This is a genomic window from Allorhodopirellula heiligendammensis (genome assembly GCF_007860105.1).
Taxonomy (GTDB): domain Bacteria; phylum Planctomycetota; class Planctomycetia; order Pirellulales; family Pirellulaceae; genus Rhodopirellula; species Rhodopirellula heiligendammensis.
Genome location: NZ_SJPU01000003.1, coordinates 289,712 through 307,357, shown reverse-complemented (window position 1 = coordinate 307,357; position 17,646 = coordinate 289,712). Strand labels below are relative to the sequence as shown.

The following is a 17,646-nucleotide window of genomic DNA, read 5'->3' as shown; positions in this document are numbered from 1 at the left end:
TTCGCACGCATTCTAGCACGATCTTTCAGAAAAGTTCAGCCTTCCCGGGCATTGAACTCTAACTTCCAGCGTCGGTCCGATTGGCTGCTATGACACCACAGTTCAAACATTCCCAGCTCGGTAACACGCGACTGGAATCGCACTGGCACGAACGCCCGGTGCGGCGCGGCCTGCGACGACGTATCCGCCTGAGAAGATTCGTCTTCCAGTGTTAATTCGATGGGCTCGCCCTCCTGCAGTTCATCGGGGCTCCAACGATCCAATCGGGTCCCAGGCGCGTCGCTAGGCCGCACGGTGGAAGAAAAAAATCGAAAACGGGCAGGCGAACCCACAACCACTCCGACTTCCTCCCCCGGTACGTCCGCGTCGCTGCCTTCTTCCATGCCTTGAGGAGCGACGCATACCGCCCGCAGCGGACGCGGGGCTCCGGGAATGGCCAGCCCCGCAGTTTCAATGCCGATATAATAAGACTTCGCCGTCCCGCCGCGAATTCGAATACCACCGGACAGCTTGGCCCAACCATAGAACGCCGCACCGATCGCAACCGCGTGATCCAGGTCCGCCACGCCACTGAGCGGCGTGGGCGATTGGTCAAACCAACCGCCAACGGTCGCCTCCAGACGCTCGCGAATCGCATCGCTGCGGAAGACCCCTCCGTTGAGGAGTAATTGTGTTACGGAATCGGCCCCCGTCTCTTTCCCCTCCGTTAAATGATCGGCCAGAAACGCCGCCACTTGTTTCGTGATCGCTGGATCAGATTCATAGGGTAGACCAATGTCTTGAAACCCACTCTGTACACTCGCTAATGGACGCTCACCCGCGGCGCACATGGGAAAGAATCCTTGAACAAGCGTCTCCGCCGCCTCGGATTTTGAAATCGCGACCGTGATTGTGCCGCCAATCAGCGAACTGCCACGCCCGAGCACCGAGATCGAATGTTCCTCCGGTCCATCGCTGGCCATCAATCGCTCCTTGGCATCACGGCAGGCGTGCCACAGCGATGTGCTCTGCCAGGGATCAAGGTCATGGCCCTGAGCACGAAACTTTTCCGAGGCGAGATAGGCGAGGGCCAAGTCCATGTTGTCACCACCGACGAGCAAGTGTCGGCCCACGGCCTGACGACGCAACACGAGATCTCCGTCCTCCTCGGCCACCCCAACGAGAGTTAAATCCGTTGTTCCGCCACCCACATCGACAACGAGCAAGGTGTCGTCAGGTTTCAATGACTCTCGCCACGAACCACCAGTTGCTGCGAGATAGCGATAAACGGCAGCCTGCGGCTCTTCGAGCAACACGAACTGATCGCTCAATCCAGCTTCGATGGCGGCTTGGCGGGTCAGATCCCGCGCCGCCGGATCAAACGAGGCAGGAACCGTCAGTACGACCTGCTGCTGATCGATCGGCGCGTCTGGGAATGCGGTGTGCCAGGCCGCGATTAGATGCTGCAAATATCGCCGCGTGCAGTCAAACGCGGAGACCTTCGGAACTTCCGCAGGTGATTGCCATGGCAACACCGCATCGGTCCGGCCGATACCGGCGTGGCACAGCCAACTCTTTGCCGCCACGACAACACGCTGGGGGTTGTCCGCCGATTGCTGTCGAGCATAAACGCCCACAACGCCATCGCTGGGGTCTGGGAATGCGGCCTTCGACTCGCCATCAAGTGGCTTCGACGCTGACGATGGCAGGGACTCGATTCTCAGCGAATCAATTTCATTCTCGCGGGGCAAGTACAAGAACGAAGGCAGGGAGAACAATGCCTCGATCTGCCCAGGACCGACGATCTGAGGGATCGGCAGCAACTCAATTTCCGGTGCCTGATCACGCCCGGTGGAGCCGTGCGCGTTCTCAGCGCCCGCCGACTGTGCAGGGGCGTACGCGACGACGCTGTTGGTCGTCCCGAGGTCGATACCAATGCAATACTTAGGGGCATTCGTCACTGCTGAGATCCCATTTCCGCCAACACGTCGAGCACCTGTTGGTCATGGCCATCAACCTTCACACGCTTGAATACTTTGACGACTTTTCCGTGGCTATCGAGCACATAGGTGCATCGTTGGATGCCCATCGACTTTTTGCCGTAATTATTCTTTTCTCGCCACGCACCATACTTTTCGCTCATCGCGTGGTCCGTATCCACCAACAACGGAAATGGCAATTCAAACTCATCACGGAATTTAATATGACTCTCGGCGGTATCGGTGCTAATTCCAAACAGCTGGGCCCCGGTCGCCAGGAGTTCGCTGTAGCGATCTCGAAAGGCACACGCTTCTTTCGTACATCCGGGCGTATTGTCGCGCGGGTAAAAATAGAGCACCACGGGGTTGCCCGCCAAGCCTCTGAGCTTGACGGTGTTTCCATCCTGATCCTTCAGCGTGAACGCAGGCGATTTCGTACCGGGTTCTAAAAAGTCTGCCATGAGTCGTTTTTCAGAGGGGGAAATACGCGGAGCAGACAATCACAGTCGTCCGCCGGTAACCAGTTTTTCAAAGCTGTGATCATAGCTTTCGTCGTTGGTCACAGCAAAAAATGTGGAATAGGAAGTCGCGAAAGTCGCCGAGGGGTTGTTGATCCGATCGACTGCAGTGACACCACGCTGTGCCGAACGTCGTCAGGCACCGGGCAGCGTCGCGAGCCCAGCCGCCTACGCGTCACGGTTCACACGTTCAACGGCGCATCATGACTTCCGCTATGTTTTTCTAAAGACCCGAAGCTCGTGACGAGTTCCGCTGCCGTTGACCTAAGCTGCGAGAGACCGCGAGCGAGACCATCGAACATGCAAAAATGTACGCTGCGAATCCCGTTTCGTCGACCCACCCCGGCGTGGCCGCGGCCCCCTGAAAACTGGCCTTTGCCGGGTCGGTTCAGTCCCTCGATGCGCTTCGTAGCACGACAGTTTCCGCGTTTTGAAATCCTTCGATGTGCCCGGGCCAATGGCCCAGCGATACCGTTGGCGATGCCGTCGCCGAAACCGTCTCCACACGTGTGATCGCGTCCGAACAAACAGCAGGCTTGGCGATCGCTTGAGCAAGCCGCACCCAATGGTGCCGGCTCATGTCGCCACGGGGCCAGCCAACGGAGTCAAATGCGATTTGGCAGGCAGCGATGATCAGGCCGTGCTCGTTCGCGAGATCGTCGCCGTGCCGCCAACTACGAGGCGTTTTCAGTCCCGAACTCGATCCCGGACGTAGAATTTTCAATGTCGTGGCCGGCGCTCCGTCGGATATTTCTACAAAAACGTCGATCCACTGCTCGGCCAGCCTCGAGAGCATCTCGCTCTGTTGCCCTTGGTGCTCGGCGGCTCGTGCCAGGGCCGCTTCGACATGGGGAAAACGCGTCCGCATCAGTGGCAGCACTTCGTGGCGGATCCAGTTGCGTGTATACCGCGTCGATAGATTGCTAGCATCCTCTCGCCAGCTCTGACGTCGACCAATGAGTGATTGCCGGATGGCACTTCGCGGGGTGGATAGCAGCGGGCGGAGAATCACAAAGTCGCTACCAAACGAGCTCGCAGGCCGCATTCCCGCCATTCCCAGCGTCCCGGTTCCACGTAGCAAGTGATGCAAAATCGTTTCGGCTTGATCGTCTGCGGTGTGGGCCAAGGCGATGTAGCGACACCCACTCTGAGCGGCCACACGGTAGAAAAACTGACGTCGGTCACGACGTAGACTCGCTTCGGCCTCTCCGCCTGTATCGACCGGTGCCCGGGCGACAGCCATCTCAACATTCAGCGACGCCGCCAACTCCCGCACAAACTCCTCGTCGCCATCGGAGTGCTCCCCGCGCAGTCCATGGTTGAAATGAGCGATTCGCAGCGGAGGCGCGCCCTCGCTACTGTGAGCGTGAACGGTGCGAAAGTGTTCCACGAGCAGCAGTGTCAATGCCACGCTGTCGGCACCGCCGCTGCACCCCACAACCACTCCCACCGAGGTTGCCGCATCGGCTGGCAACCCTGCCAGAAAACCTTCCTGTAGGGTCCGCCAGTTGTCTGAATTCGTATTCGTAGGTCTCACGCGAATTCCGTCGTTGGGGCGATTTGCTCATCCACGAATTGCTAGGCCGCCCGAGCTGCCATCGGTGCATGGGGGCGGATACTTGCAGTCTCTTCCAAGATTTCGGCGATCGCGATGGCCTGTTCAGCAGCGGGTTGCGACACATCTAGGAACAAAACACGTCGGCCGCGAATCTCACACCACGTACTCCCGGCTCCACCAAGTGGCTCGCCGCGGATCTCAAAGCCATGGTTTCGAGCGATTTTGGCCATTCGATTGAGACGCTGCAAGACGTTCTCGGCGGCAGGCTCCGACGGAGTGAATGAATCGGTGCGCATCGGGAACCCTGGTGCTGCTGCGGGAACGGGTAATTCACAGGCATACGGTAAGTTTTACCGGTCGTCGAGACCGGATTTATCAAAAATAACGCTTGCGCCGATAGATCCATCATGGACAGCTGCCGCTGTTCACCGTTCTCGCCGCCCCCCGCCGCTCCTCAAAACGCAACGCGTCATCATGCCCAACCCTGCACCTACCTATCCGAGTCAGCACCCGCACGCCGCGATGGTGCCATCGTCCGGGCGACCAGACGCCGCAGGCAACCCGCAGACGGAATTGTTGGCCATGAAAGCACAGATTCGGCATATGCAGAGCCTTGCGTCGCTCGGCGAATTGACCGGTACCGCCACACACGAATTTAACAACGTGCTAATGACGGTGATTAACTACGCCAAATTGGGACTGCGGAACCAGGACGCTGCCAGTAAAGAAAAAGCGCTGACCAAAATACTGGAGGCATCTGAGCGAGCGGCGGTGATCACCAACACGATCCTGGCCCAGGCCCGCAACCGTAGCGACGCGAAAGAGCCGACCGATTTAGTGGCACTCATCCGCGATACGCTCGTACTGATGCAACGTGAAATGCAGAAGTATCGCATTAGCGTCGAATTGGACCTTGCCGAGCACCTGCCAATGATCTCTGCCAGTGGCAATCAAATCCAACGATTGCTGCTGAATCTGATGACCAACGCCCGCCAAGCGATGGGGGAGGGTGGGACATTGCTGATCCGGGTCGCTGCTGATGCAACTGCGAAGTCACCGCAGGGCGCACCGACGCAAATCGAGCTCACCGTGCGCGACACCGGTGCGGGCATTCCCGATGAAGTCCTGCCACGGATCTTCGACCCATTCTTCTCGACCAAAGCTGGCCCAGATGAAACGGGCAAGGGTGGCACCGGATTGGGACTGGCAGCGTGCAAAGAAATCATTGACGAACACGGCGGCCGAGTGCGCGTCGAGAGCTCCCTGGGACGCGGCACTGCATTCGTGATCCGATTTCCCGTTACCATCGCCGAACAAGCCGCCGCCTGATGTCACAAAGTCCAGATCGCGCCGTTACGATCGCTCCCGAGGCGGTCGCGTTGACCATTGCCGGGTCAGACCCCAGCGGTGGGGCGGGCCTGCAAGCCGATTTGAAAGCATTTCAGCAAAACGGCGTCTATGGCATGGCGGTCGTGACGCTCATCACGGTCCAAAATACGCGCGGCGTCGACCGCGTCGAATTGCTCCCAGCGGATCTCGTCAACGAGCAGTTTGACGCGGTGGTTGGCGATATCACGCCCCGCGCAATCAAAACGGGTGCATTGGGTAACGCGTCGATCATCGCGGAAATCGCCGCCAAACTTGGCCACGTCCAGTGTCCGGTCGTCGTCGACCCCGTCATGATCAGCAAACATGGCGTGCCGTTGATTGATGATGCAGCAATTCATGCCTATCGGGAACTCATGCTTCCAAGAGCAACTTTGCTCACTCCCAACCGCTTCGAAGCAGAGCATTTGCTCGAACGAGAAATCGGCAACGAGATTGATGACCTGCTCCAGGCCACCGAGGATCTGCGCGACCTGGGCCCTGCGATGGTTTTGCTCAAGGCGGGCGAGCTCAATGGTGAGCAGATGCATACCTTCCTCGACTCAGCACAGCTCTTAACAATCGCAGTGGAGCGGCATGCCACGAAACACACTCATGGCGCGGGATGCTCCTTGTCAGCAACCATCGCCGCGCAGCTCGCTTTGGCATCGCCGCACGAACCGATCGAATCGAACATGCGCGCCGCTGTCGAATTTGGGATCGCGGCAGTCAACCACGCGATTCAATTCGCCCCGCAGTATGGCCACGGATCCGGTCCCATCGAATCCCGCATGCTGCACATCGGCGACTGAGGAGCTGTGTCAGCGCAGATGGACAAAAAGGGGAAGTGGACATCTTGATTGAGCATCTACCTATTTTTCTGGCAGGTTGACTACGTGGTCATCCCGGAATTGAATTACAAATTGGCGTGGAAATCCAGAATATGCGATGAATCGATCTGTGGGCAATATTCCGTCCGGATATTCGTCGTCAAATCCGTCACGGTTCTTGTTTTGAATCTGCATGTCAATCCAAGCCTGCCCTTTTGTGTGAGAACCCAAAGCGCCTAGACCAAGCGTTTGGCGAACGTGAGTCAGTGAGTCGCCGTTGTCAATGTACCGCCTAATTGCGGGACGTAACGAGTTCTCGTCTCCAAGTTGTCGATACCGGAATGCCGGATCGTTCCAACGCTCAAACGCGAAGAACGTGAGGCCTGCAAAAACGATGATTGCAATAGAAAGGCAGTATCGCCGAACAGTAATGGACACGCGACCGTCAATTGCAAACCGTACTAAGCCACCTACGAGCCCCCCCCAAACGGCAACCGTTCCACCTACTGCAAGAGTCCAGAGGAGCAGAGTCGCCAAATCTGTCGGTTGCCAAAACTCGCTTGCGAATTCAGACTCAAGCGATATCTCGATGCTCCACATGATCAACGGAGCAAACGCACCGAAGCTGGCCGCGAAGAGTACACGCATGTAGCTCTGCTTCCCAAACGCGGCGATGACGGCAAAAAAAGTGGATGACAAAACGGGGGCGACAATCCAAAGAACACGCTGGTCGACTATGGATGACGCAAACAGACGCAAACCGAGATAGCTAGCTATAAAAGCGGTGCCGGCCAGGAAGCGGAAAGATATCATTATCTGGACGTTCCCATTCTGCTTGGGACGGAGAAAATAGAAGGGGTTCATTTTGGCGCGTTTTGAACGGCCTTAACCTGTACTTTGCTGCGAGGGCGACCTCGCGGACGCGTGTTTGACCGGGTTCCCGTTCTTCCACCTGCCCGCTCAATCCAATCTTTGGAGCCGTATGGGCAACCACGCTTGATCGCGATTTCGATGGCATCAAGCTCCTCATTGTAGCGGGACGCGTTGACACGGCGGAGCCAGTGAGGAGGTCTCCGCATCGGCCACGAAGTAAGCCAAGGCGAATCCCGATCGTTGCCTCTGTGCCAACGATGTAGCGAGCCGATTTGGGCGGGTGTTCAAGCGAGCAGCGGGTAGCCCAGAACACCTCGCCGAGGAAGCCGGCCGTCGCGGTCAAGGTTGGCTCTGCGCCCGTGACAACCCACTCGGGATATCTTCGGCCTGACCGTCTTCGGAAAACCCAGTTTTCACTCCATCCGGGGTCGCTGCTGCGCCGATATTCGAAAATCGGACCAGAACGAGCCCGATGCTCGGTGGCGGCATTTTGCGAGGCCCGATCGTAGCTAAATCGGCCGACAAACAAGCCGCAGCCCGAGCTGAAAAGTGGGTGGCCCTCTTTCTCTGGCGAGCTGGAAAGTGGGTGGCCCCCTTTCTGGCCCTGGCGAGCTGGAAAGTGGGTGGCCCCCTTTCTGGCCCTGTATCGAGAGGTGCGTCCGCAAGGCGTGGCTCTGTGGGACCGATCCCGCTACTGGATATTGTTTCGAGCACCGCAGGGGCTGGATCCGCGACCGAATGGAGTTCCTCGCCTCCGTGTTCGCGATCGATTGCCTGACTTTTTCGATCATGAGCAATCACCTACACCTCGTCTTCAGAAGTCGCCCGGACGTTGTCGCGGCGTGGTCGGACGAGGAGGTCGCCCAGCGTTGGCTGCGGCTGTTCCCCGCGCGTCGTAACCCTGACGGCAGCCCTGCCGTGCCGACGAGACCGGAGCTGAACATGATCCTGAATCAGCCGGAGGTTCTGGCCTCACGGCGTCAGCGATTGTCTGACGTGAGTTGGTACATGCGCTGTCTCGCTGAGAATATTGCCCGCCGCAGTAACGCCGAGGACGAGGCTCGCGGCCACTTTTGGGAAGGGCGTTTTCGGGCACAGGTGCTCCTCGATGAAGCGAGTTTGTTGGCGTGTGCGGCCTACGTGGATCTCAACCCGATTCGTGCCGCCATGGCGGAAACGCCTGAATCGAGCAAGTACACTGGAGCCAAGGATCGGATTGACGACTTGACTCATAGCTCCGATCGGACCCGCCTAAGCACCCATGACTGGGAGCGAAGCCGCGGTCGCCAGCACAGTGGCTGGATGAGTCCAATCGAAATTGACGAGCAGCACGATCCCGTCGGACCGCACCTGGATCATTCGGGCAGACGAGGCAGCCTGAAAGGTTTCCTAAGTGTCTCGTTGGCGAGCTATCTGGAATTGCTCGACTGGACGGGCCGTCAACTCCGCAGTGACAAGGTCGGTGCGATCCCCTCGCACTTACAGCCGATCCTCACACGTATGGGCGTGGATACCCATGCCTGGTGTGACGTCGTGAGCCGATTTGGGCGGGTGTTCATGCGAGCAGCGGGTAGCCCAGAACACCTCGCCGAGGAAGCCAGCCGTCGCGGTCAAGGTTGGCTCTGCGCCCGTGACAACCCACTCGGGATATCTTCGGCCTGACCGTCTTCGGAAAACCCAGTTTTCACTCCATCCGGGGTCGCTGCTGCGCCGATATTCGAAAATCGGACCAGAATGGGCCCGATGCTCGGTGGCGGCATTCTGCGAGGACCAGATCGTAGTTAAATCGGCCGACAAACAAGCCGCAGCCCGAGCTGAAAAGTGGGTGGCCCTCTTTCTCACTCAGATGACTGTGCCATTCGTGGGTGGCCCTCTTTCTCTTCCGGTCTGGGCGGCCGAAGCATTGTGGTATCGCTGCCGTGTGGTGGCTTGGATCGAGTTTCCCGCATCGTCGTAAGCCATGTCCGTTTGCGAGACGATCACGTCGCCGGTGACGCTCAGGGCATAGGTCGTGTCGTTGCTGTAGCCGACGTAGGAATGCGTCGTCCAGCCCGTGCTCGTTGAGATGGGCGAGCCTGGTGAGGTGGAGGGCCGTTTGTCATCCACCGCTATGGAGCTGCGTCTTCTGGCACAGCGACGAATTAGGGTTCGCGGTAGTGGAAGACGCCAAAACTCTCGCTGTGCACACCCATCCGCCCCGATACCGAGCGAATTCAACTGACGTGGCTAGAGCACGGACGGGGCGAAAATGAGGTCGCGGTAGAAGTGGAAGTTGTTGACATGCCAATTGGCAATGTTTTTGGCCTCGTCGGGTGACCATTGCAGTTCCACGACCACCTTCTCCTTGACCGTGCCACTCGGATCGAACCAGATCGTCTCAACCCGCTCGATGCCGTAATGCATGTAGACCCGGGGTCGCTCAGCCAATTCCCACTGAATATCGGGTCCGGCGAGCTCAATCGCGTCCTGCTCCGCATTGCTGTGCTGGTCCTCTTCGCCCTTGGACGCACTTGCGATCTGCTCGGCTCGATACGCTTCCCTAAGGTTCATGCCTTTGACCTGGCGATTGCGAGCCTCTTTGCGCAGTTCAGCGGCCAGCTCCACATCACCTCTGCCGATTAACTCGAGGTATTCGCGGCCAAAATACTCAGCTTGGCTTGCCATTGTGGAGCGTTTGGCCATAGGGATTGTGATTCCCCCCGCACCGAAACAGGAGGCCAGCACCAGGCCGATCACAGCCGCAGTCGTCCCAGCGGGCTTCGGGCCGTCTGACTTTCGCAGCGCAAAAACGCCGAACGCAATTGCAGCCAGGGGCAGGATCAACATTTGCCAAGCCACCAATGCTGAGGCACTGAGTAAACCCAGCACCAGGCAGATCAGGCCACTGGCGCGGAATGGCGGCACGTCATCTTCACTGACTACCTGAAAACCAATTTCAGCGCCCATTCTGGGCAAGTCTAATCCTGACGAACCAGGCGTGTCTGCAGCGCGTTGATTGTGGGAAGACGTTGACGAGTACAACGAGCTATCGGGGGCGTTCGCCTGCTCTGAGGAGTCTTTCATGGGGCCAATAACGACGCGTGAGAATCAATTCCAACGGTATTTAACAACGGCTCCCTACGCAGCGATCCGGCGAAAGGTTTGCCCCCACTCGCCACCGTCTGAAGAAATCTGCAATTCTTTACAAAGGAAATCCGCCGCCCGTTCGGACGCACCTGGCAATCCGTACTGCTCCCGCAAAGCCGCGAGGTCGTTTTTGACACGACGATAATAAAACGCATCCCCCAGCATCGCCCGGGTCGTCTCATGCAGAAAATCAATCGCGGGCTCAACATCACCGACCGACACCAGCTCGGGGAAAATCTTGCGACCCGCCATCAGGTTAGGCAGTGTCATGCTATCGACACGCAGGACGTGGCGACCAAACATGTGCAACAGCCGCCCGACTCGGTAGATCACCGCTGCCGGTGTCCCGCGAGCCATCAACTCTAGACTGACCGAACCGCTGACCATCATCGCGCAGTGGGCTGACTCGATGACCTCGGACGTGCGATCGACAAAGAAGTCAATCGGCAATTCTCCGTCCGCCTCGGTAAGCTGGTTGCGACACCATAGGCAGTGACGATCACGGTAGGCGGCGACGGCATATCGAACGTGTGATGGCGACCGTGCGGAGTCGGGACCGACGTCTGCGTCGGCATGCAGCCGACGGATCGCTTCCAGCATGATCGGGAAGTTTCGCTGGACCTCGTGATCCCGCGAGCCGGGAAGGATAGCAACAGTCTGCGTAGCCAGACCTGAGTCTGATCGACGACAGGACGCACTCGGAGCGGCCGGGGATCGGAGCTGCCGCAGGGCGACAGCATCCAGTTTTTTCTCGGCAACGGCGTCGAAAAACGGATGCCCCACGAACGTGACCGGAATGCCGTGTTCACCAAAAAACGACGTTTCAATCGGTAGCACAGTCATCACGTGGTCGACGCTCCGCCGCATCTTCCTCACACGCCAGGCGCCCCACGCCCACAGTTGAGGAGGGCAGTAGTAATAAACGGGAATCCCATACTTTTTAGCTCGCCGAGCGATATGCCAATTAAATCCGGGGAAATCGACCAAGACGACCGCGTCGACGCTTCCGCTGGCGAATACCTCTTCAGCTTGATCGGCGAACCGGAAGAACTCCCGCAATTTCGGCAGTACTTCCACGAGGCCGACAACCGCGTGCTGGGTCAGATCGAGATCGACCGCGCATCCTGCCTGTCGCATTTCTGGACCACCGAAGCCACGGCAGGTCAGCGATTCCGAGCCCACACGACCAGTCAATTCACCAATCAAGCGGGCGGCGTGTTGATCGCCACTGGGCTCACCAACAGAAAAAAAAAGCGTTTTTGTCACTGCGTATGCCTTCGCCTGGTCCCGAGCACTCCGGTCCTGCACCAACCGCTTCCGCTGGGAGCGTCGATGGCCGCCCACGCAAACGGACAGCCCACGCGAGGATGCCTGCCAACGCGATTGGCTTGGAAAAACAAGCCTAGGGGTAACTCAATTGCGGCCGCCACCGCAAGAGAAATTTCAGCGATCGACGGCGATCGTTTCCGCGACGTCGTTGGCATGATCACGAACGCGAACGTATGCGTTGAGCGATGCCATGAAGGCGACGCTGACCGCGGGCGGCATCGATCCGACGGACAACTCGTCGAGATGTTTCCGTCGCAGAGCTTTCACCTCGGTCCGGATTCGCTTGAATGCGGGCTCGGAGGCGACTTCAATGTTGCGATCTCCCTTGATCAACGCCTGGTGAATTGCCGCCACGTATTCGGTTACCTGGCGATTGAGCCGCCCCAGATCCTCTCGCTGTTCGATTGTGAAACGAAGGCCATCGCGACGCAGCTTGCGATCAAATTTGTCGAGATTGACGATGTAATCACTGATACTCTCGTATTCGTCGGCCACCCTGAGTTGCTTGCCCCCCTCCTCGGCAGTGGAATGGGATACGTTCGCCGCCATTAAACCCGTCACGAACTCGGCCACTTCATCTTGGACGGAGTCGAGCACGCGTTCACGCTGTTTAAGACGATCACCTAAGGCCTGGTCCGGCTCATCTTGATTCATCAACTCCAAGCACCAGTCGAGCATCTTCAAACAACCGTCACCCATCTTGAGGATCTCTTTGCGAGATTGCTCCAGGGCCAACAGTGGTGTTTCCAAGATTCGGATATCCAGATCCGTCAAGCGAGGCTTCTCTTTGAACGGCCGTCCTGGGACAACCCGCTCGAGCAGTTTGACAATGGGACCGACAAAGGGCATGAACAGCAGCGTGTTAGCGACGTTGAACACGCTATGCGTCGCAGCGATAGCGGCGACGGTATTGGGGAACGTTTCCACGCCATCCACCACGACCATTTTGGTCACATCAACGCCAACGAAACTTTGAATTAACTTGATGTACCAAGCGAAGATCAAGGTAATCCAAAATACGCCCGCTAAATTAAAAATGACATGGAAATAGGCCGCCCGCCGAGCGTTGGTGGTTGCCCCCAAGGACGCGAGTAGGGCGGTGATCGTAGTGCCAATGTTCTCGCCGAGAATCAAAGCGGCTGCCGTCGGATAGCTAATGACACCCTGCGTCGCCAACGAAATCGTGATCCCCAGTGTCGCTGACGAGGATTGCACGAGCGTGGTCATGATGCACCCCACCATGGCACATTTCAGAACACCGAAATAAGTGTCGGCGGTAAATCTTGCGAACCAAGCTTCAAAATCTGGAATGTCTTTAATGATCGCGCAAGCATCCTTCATGATCTCCAGACCGAAGAAGACCATCCCGATGCCCATTAGGAACATCGCCCAGTAACGCCATCGGTCACTCTTTGCAAAGAGGTAGGTGAACGCCGCCGCGCCGAGCAGAGGCAAACCATACTTGCCCACCTTCAGCACCAGGATCCAACCCGTGATCGTAGTGCCAATATTGGCACCCATGATCACACCGACGCCCTGGGTCAGGGCCATGACACCACTGTTGACAAACCCCACCACCATCACGGTCGTAATGGAGCTCGACTGCACGATACACGTGACCAAGACGCCCACCGTCGTCGCAAACAGGCGATTTTGCGTGATCGATCCGATCAAACGCCGCAGACTATTGCCCGCTACCGCCTGCATGCCGTCGGACATGTTCTTCATGCCGAGCAGGAAAATCCCGAGTCCCCCCACTAACTCGAAGATCAGGTTGAGCAGGATTGGGAATTCCAAAGCATCGTCGTTTCAATGAGAGGAGCGGTGGCGACGTCTGGAACCAGACTGTGCGGATTTTAAGCGAACCGAGCTTCAATGCAACTCGTTGCGAGTAAAAAAGATGAGATGCCACTTCTCTCGCAGTTCCCGGTTGGCGACGGCGATTCATCTTCGCCGGTACCCCCTCTTTCTAGGCGGGGCGGTTTCTCACACACCGCCACCAAGTATAGTATGCTCTCCCACTCCGCTCCCCACCTTTCCCACCCTTCCCACCTTGGGCTATCTATGAAAATGCGTTTCTCTTTGACACTCGCTGCGTCTCTCGCCAGCCTCGCGCTGGCTCTACCTCATGGTCATGCTGCCGATTCGGCTCCGGCGAGCGACGCTAAAGTCGCAACCGGCGTTGAAGTGCTGTTCAATGGACAGAATTTGGATGGTTGGCACGGCCAGCCGCACTTCGACCCTTACAAACTCGAGGAAATGCCCGCTGACGAACGAGCGGCGATGATCGAGAAATGGACCGCCGAGGCCCGCGATCATTGGAGCGTCGAAGGCGACGAACTCGTCAATGACGGCCATGGCCCCTATTTGACAACCGATGACGAATACGAAGACTACGAGCTCGAGCTCGAGTACAAAACGGTCCCCAAGGCTGACAGTGGGATTTATCTCAAAGGCACCCCGCAGGTTCAGATTTGGGATTCAACGGAGGAGGCCAAGTTCGCCATTGGCGCGAACCTCGGCAGCGGTGCTCTTTGGAACAACACTGAAGGCCAGCCTGGTAAAAACCCCCTGGTGCTCGCCGATCGTCCGTTTGGAGAGTGGAATAAGGTTCGCATCATCCAGGTGGGCGCTCGCACCAGCGTTTGGCTGAATGACCAACAGGTTGTCGACAAGGCAATCATGGAGAATTACTGGCGACGAGACGAACCGCTCCGTCCACGCGGCCCCATCCAGCTGCAAACCCATGGGGGCGAAATTCGCTGGCGCAATATCGCCTTACGCCCCCTCGACACAAAACAAGCGAACGAATTCTTGGCCGATCGCGACACCGATGGCTTCTCGGCCTTGACCGATGGAAAGACACTCGATGGTTGGATCGGCGCCGTGGATGATTACGAGGTCACACCAGAGGGATCGATTCGGTGCCGGAAAGGTCGCGGCGGCAATCTTTTGACGAAGGATGAGTACAGCAATTTTGTTGTGCGACTGTTCTTCCGTTTGCCCCCCGGTGGTAATAATGGGTTAGCCATCCGCTGCCCCGAGGGTGTCAATCCTGCATACGGAGCAATGACCGAACTACAGGTTCTCGATAACACCGCGCCGCAATACGCCAAGTTAGACCCACGCCAATATCATGGCTCGGCATACGGCATGGCGGCAGCCAAACGGGGTTACTTGCGACCGGTCGGCCAGTGGAATTTCCAACAGGTCCGAGTGGACGGTTCGACGATCGAAGTCGAACTGAATGGCAACGTGATTTTGAAAACAGATGTCTCGAAAGTCACCGACTACATGGCTGGCAGTGCCCATCCTGGGAAAGACCGCAAGACCGGACACTTCGGCTTTGCCGGGCACAACGACGCGGTCGAGTTTCGCGACGTGACGATTCGTCCACTGAAGTAGCATCCAGGCTCGCTCCGCAATCCACCGATTCGATGGCGGAGAGACGAATCACAATCGCTGCGGCGGGCTTCCCAGGATCGCCTCCGCAGCGTTCTACAAAGCGACGGTGGGGCTGCAGTTTTTCAACTCGAGCACCACACCGCAGTGGCATCATGGCTGGCTACATGCATCCTGAGCAGGTCGCCGCAACCTTCCCGAGAGAGTCTTCGTGAGCGTCGTGCTGCGAAATTTGCCACCTCAAAACATTGGTACATATTTCGATGAGAATGTTTGCAATCGCAACCGTCGTTTTGAGTTTGTGGGTAGCGGATCACGCCTTAGCGCAGTCGGACGCGGTGGAACCACGAATGAAGTTCGCCGATGACGTCAGTGGCAAGGCGATGTCAAAGGATCCAGCGGTCGTCCGATTCAAAGGACAATATTGGCTGTATTATTCCATACCGCCATACGATCACAAACCGACGACGGGTTGGACGATTGGCGTTGCCACCAGTGATAATCTTGTCGATTGGAAAAAGGCTGGAGAATTGCAAAATACGGGAGCAGCAGAGGCCAATGGCTTCACCGCTCCGGGGGCGATCGTCCTAGATGGCAGAGTGCATCTGTTTTACCAGACCTATGGTAATCGTCAGGGCGACGCGATTTGCCACGCGTGGTCTGATGACGGATTGAATTTCACACGCGATCCAACCAATCCCGTATTCCGTCCGACTGGCGACTGGACGGTCGGCAGAGCAATTGACGCTGATGTAATCGTCCACGACGCCACGCTGTACCTGTACTGGGCAACGCGAGACCCAGACATGAAGGTGCAGATGCTGGGCGTGGCAACAGCGCCACTTGCCAGTGATTTTTCGCGTGACAGCTGGACGCAGCTCAACCAGGATGGCCCCATACTCGCGCCCACCGTTCCCACATCACTCGACGATCCCGGCCTGGACCTAGCCTGGGAGAAAAAGTGCATCGAAGCTGCTGCCATGGCCAGTCACGGCGGCCGACTCTACATGTTCTATGCAGGGGGCTACAACAATGATCCCCAGCAAATTGGCGTGGCAGTAAGTGATGATGGAGTGAACTTCAAGCGGCTTTCCGATAAGCCATTGATCCCCAATGGACCGGCAGGCAGCTGGAACTCGAGTGAGTCAGGTCACCCCTTTCTGTTTCAGGATGATGATGGCCAGGACTACCTGTTCTACCAAGGTAACAACACCAAAGGAAAGACTTGGTACCTTTCGGTTATGCCGATCGACTGGAGCGAAGGCAAACCGATATTGGCGCCGGAAAAACTACCGCGACCGTGAAAGTTTGAGCTCACGCGTTGGTATTCAGCATTGAAATGCCGGTAGTCCCTGACAAATTAAGGAGAAACTGATACTTTGAGCGAGTAAGTCAGGGGCCGCATCGGCTTGCCTACAAGGAATCCAAGAGTGAATGACCTGCGGTTGAATCGAAACGCGTTACAGCTATTTGTTGGATTCATCGCAATCTCTGCGGCTGGTTGGGGGCAAGTTCCAGCGGCAACTCAAACGCCAACAGACACCACGTCGCGAGCGGATTTTCCTCAGAAACTTGTGGTTGCGACCCGCGAGGTCCCTCCATTTGCGATGCTCGACGACGAGGATCGATGGACAGGCATCAGTATCGACTTGGTCCGAGCGATCAAAACCGACTTGGAGAGAGATGCTGGTCACGAGATCGCGATTGAGTTTCGGTCGATGCCACTGTCCGACATGCTCAGCGCAGTCGAAAAGGGTGAGGCAGACCTCGCCGCGGCAGCGCTGACGATGAACTCCGAGCGTGAAAAACGCATGGACTTTACTCATTCATTTCATTCCTCAGGTCTCGGAATCGCTGTAAGTGCGGCAAATCGAGGATCGGGCTGGACTGGCATATTCGACGCGATTTTTTCTGCGACATTCTTACGTATTGTGGCGGGATTGATTCTGGCGATGCTAGTGAGCGCCGTTGCCATCTATCTCTTCGAACGTCGGCAGAATCGCGAGCAGTTTGATAAGGGATGGGTCCGAGGCATTTCGGCCGGGATGTGGTGGGCAGCCGTGACCCTTACCACGGTTGGCTACGGCGATAAGGTCCCGCGGACGATCGGTGGCCGTCTGATCGGACTGTTGTGGATGTTCGCAGGTCTATTCATCATCGCTGGCTTCACCGCAGCCGTCACCTCCGCGCTGACGCTGACGGAACTGCGTTCCAAAATCAATGGGCCAGCGGATCTGCCGCGTGTGGAGGTGGCGACGGTAGACGGGTCCACGTCGGCCGACTATTTGCGAGCGCGGCACATCCTGTATGCAAAACACACCGACGTCGATTCCGCGCTGGCGAGTTTGGTTAACAACGAATGCGTCGCGGTTGTCTACGATGCGCCCATCCTGAAGTACCAGGCGTTTCAGAATTATGCGGGTGAAAGCATTGTCCTCCCGGGCACCTTCGAACCCCAAAAATATGCGTTTGCGATGCAAAGCAACAGTCCGCTGCGGGAACCCTTCAACCAGGTCCTGCTGCGAATAACGTCCAGCCCTCGTTGGAGCGACGTACTTGCAAACTATTTTGGCGAAGAACAGCGGTAGCCGCCTGCGCACTTTCGACGCCGATCCGTCACCCACCTATTGAGCCTCAATTGAACTCGCGACGATTCCGCAGAAAGCACACCAAGGTGGGAGCCCCTC

At 57.4% G+C, this 17,646-nt stretch carries 15 protein-coding genes; 6 read left to right on the top strand and 9 right to left on the bottom strand.

From position 1 onward, the window contains the following. Positions 1-35: 35 nt before the first annotated feature. The 4 genes from Poly21_RS21135 to Poly21_RS21120 all read right to left on the bottom strand — a co-directional run bounded on the left by Poly21_RS21135 (position 36) and on the right by Poly21_RS21120 (position 4,330). Entirely contained in the window at positions 36-1,940 is a 1,905-nt protein-coding gene (locus Poly21_RS21135) for an Hsp70 family protein (RefSeq protein ID WP_146409044.1), read from the bottom strand. Further along, entirely contained in the window at positions 1,937-2,419 is a 483-nt protein-coding gene (gene bcp / locus Poly21_RS21130) for a thioredoxin-dependent thiol peroxidase (RefSeq protein WP_146409043.1), read from the bottom strand. The genes Poly21_RS21135 and bcp overlap by 4 nt, the downstream gene beginning before the upstream one ends. 445 nt (positions 2,420-2,864) lie before the next feature. Continuing rightward, entirely contained in the window at positions 2,865-4,013 is a 1,149-nt protein-coding gene (gene tilS, locus Poly21_RS21125) for a tRNA lysidine(34) synthetase TilS (RefSeq protein ID WP_146409042.1), read from the bottom strand. A gap of 41 nt (positions 4,014-4,054) precedes the next feature. Further along, the gene (locus Poly21_RS21120; protein ID WP_146409041.1) at positions 4,055-4,330 is read right to left on the bottom strand and encodes a hypothetical protein; all 276 of its coding nucleotides are present in this window, start codon (positions 4,328-4,330) and stop codon (positions 4,055-4,057) included. Between the two features lie 226 nt (positions 4,331-4,556). On the opposite strand from Poly21_RS21120, the gene Poly21_RS21115 reads away from it, so the two are divergent. Together Poly21_RS21115 and thiD are read left to right on the top strand one after the other, a co-directional pair. Beyond that, positions 4,557-5,363 carry a sensor histidine kinase gene (locus tag Poly21_RS21115; protein ID WP_146409473.1) on the top strand — a complete coding sequence of 269 codons (807 nt, stop codon included), beginning with the start codon at positions 4,557-4,559 and terminating at the stop codon, positions 5,361-5,363. After that, positions 5,363-6,211, top strand: coding sequence for a bifunctional hydroxymethylpyrimidine kinase/phosphomethylpyrimidine kinase (thiD, locus tag Poly21_RS21110; RefSeq protein WP_146409040.1), 849 nt, complete (start codon positions 5,363-5,365; stop codon positions 6,209-6,211). Before Poly21_RS21115 ends, thiD begins: the two co-directional genes overlap by 1 nt. 60 nt (positions 6,212-6,271) lie before the next feature. Here the strand turns inward: thiD and Poly21_RS21105 are convergent, their stop codons facing one another. Then, entirely contained in the window at positions 6,272-6,928 is a 657-nt protein-coding gene (locus tag Poly21_RS21105; RefSeq protein WP_302120009.1) for a hypothetical protein, read from the bottom strand. A gap of 963 nt (positions 6,929-7,891) precedes the next feature. On the opposite strand from Poly21_RS21105, the gene Poly21_RS21100 reads away from it, so the two are divergent. Beyond that, entirely contained in the window at positions 7,892-8,764 is an 873-nt protein-coding gene (locus tag Poly21_RS21100) for a hypothetical protein (protein ID WP_302120007.1), read from the top strand. A gap of 180 nt (positions 8,765-8,944) precedes the next feature. Here the strand turns inward: Poly21_RS21100 and Poly21_RS21095 are convergent, their stop codons facing one another. The 4 genes from Poly21_RS21095 to Poly21_RS21080 form a co-directional block, all read right to left on the bottom strand. Next, positions 8,945-9,208, bottom strand: a complete 264-nt coding sequence (locus tag Poly21_RS21095) for a hypothetical protein (RefSeq protein WP_146409038.1) — start codon at positions 9,206-9,208, stop codon at positions 8,945-8,947. Positions 9,209-9,328: 120 nt separating this feature from the next. Continuing rightward, on the bottom strand, positions 9,329-10,165 hold the full coding sequence (locus Poly21_RS21090) for a hypothetical protein (RefSeq protein ID WP_146409037.1): 837 nt from the start codon (positions 10,163-10,165) through the stop codon (positions 9,329-9,331). 54 nt (positions 10,166-10,219) lie between these two features. Beyond that, entirely contained in the window at positions 10,220-11,494 is a 1,275-nt protein-coding gene (locus tag Poly21_RS21085; protein WP_146409036.1) for a lipid-A-disaccharide synthase, read from the bottom strand. A gap of 177 nt (positions 11,495-11,671) precedes the next feature. After that, positions 11,672-13,354: a Na/Pi cotransporter family protein gene (locus Poly21_RS21080; protein ID WP_146409035.1), complete on the bottom strand. Its 1,683-nt coding sequence runs from the start codon at positions 13,352-13,354 to the stop codon at positions 11,672-11,674. Positions 13,355-13,627: 273 nt separating this feature from the next. Between Poly21_RS21080 and Poly21_RS21075 the strand changes: the two genes are divergently transcribed. The 3 genes from Poly21_RS21075 (at position 13,628) to Poly21_RS21065 (ending at position 17,547) form a co-directional block, all read left to right on the top strand. Next, positions 13,628-14,962 (top strand): 3-keto-disaccharide hydrolase, encoded by a 1,335-nt coding sequence (locus Poly21_RS21075; RefSeq protein WP_302120003.1) that lies wholly within the window; start codon positions 13,628-13,630, stop codon positions 14,960-14,962. A gap of 260 nt (positions 14,963-15,222) precedes the next feature. After that, on the top strand, positions 15,223-16,263 hold the full coding sequence (locus tag Poly21_RS21070; protein WP_302120001.1) for a family 43 glycosylhydrolase: 1,041 nt from the start codon (positions 15,223-15,225) through the stop codon (positions 16,261-16,263). A 126-nt stretch (positions 16,264-16,389) separates the two neighbouring features. Continuing rightward, on the top strand, positions 16,390-17,547 hold the full coding sequence (locus Poly21_RS21065; RefSeq protein WP_146409033.1) for a transporter substrate-binding domain-containing protein: 1,158 nt from the start codon (positions 16,390-16,392) through the stop codon (positions 17,545-17,547). Positions 17,548-17,646 lie beyond the last annotated feature (99 nt).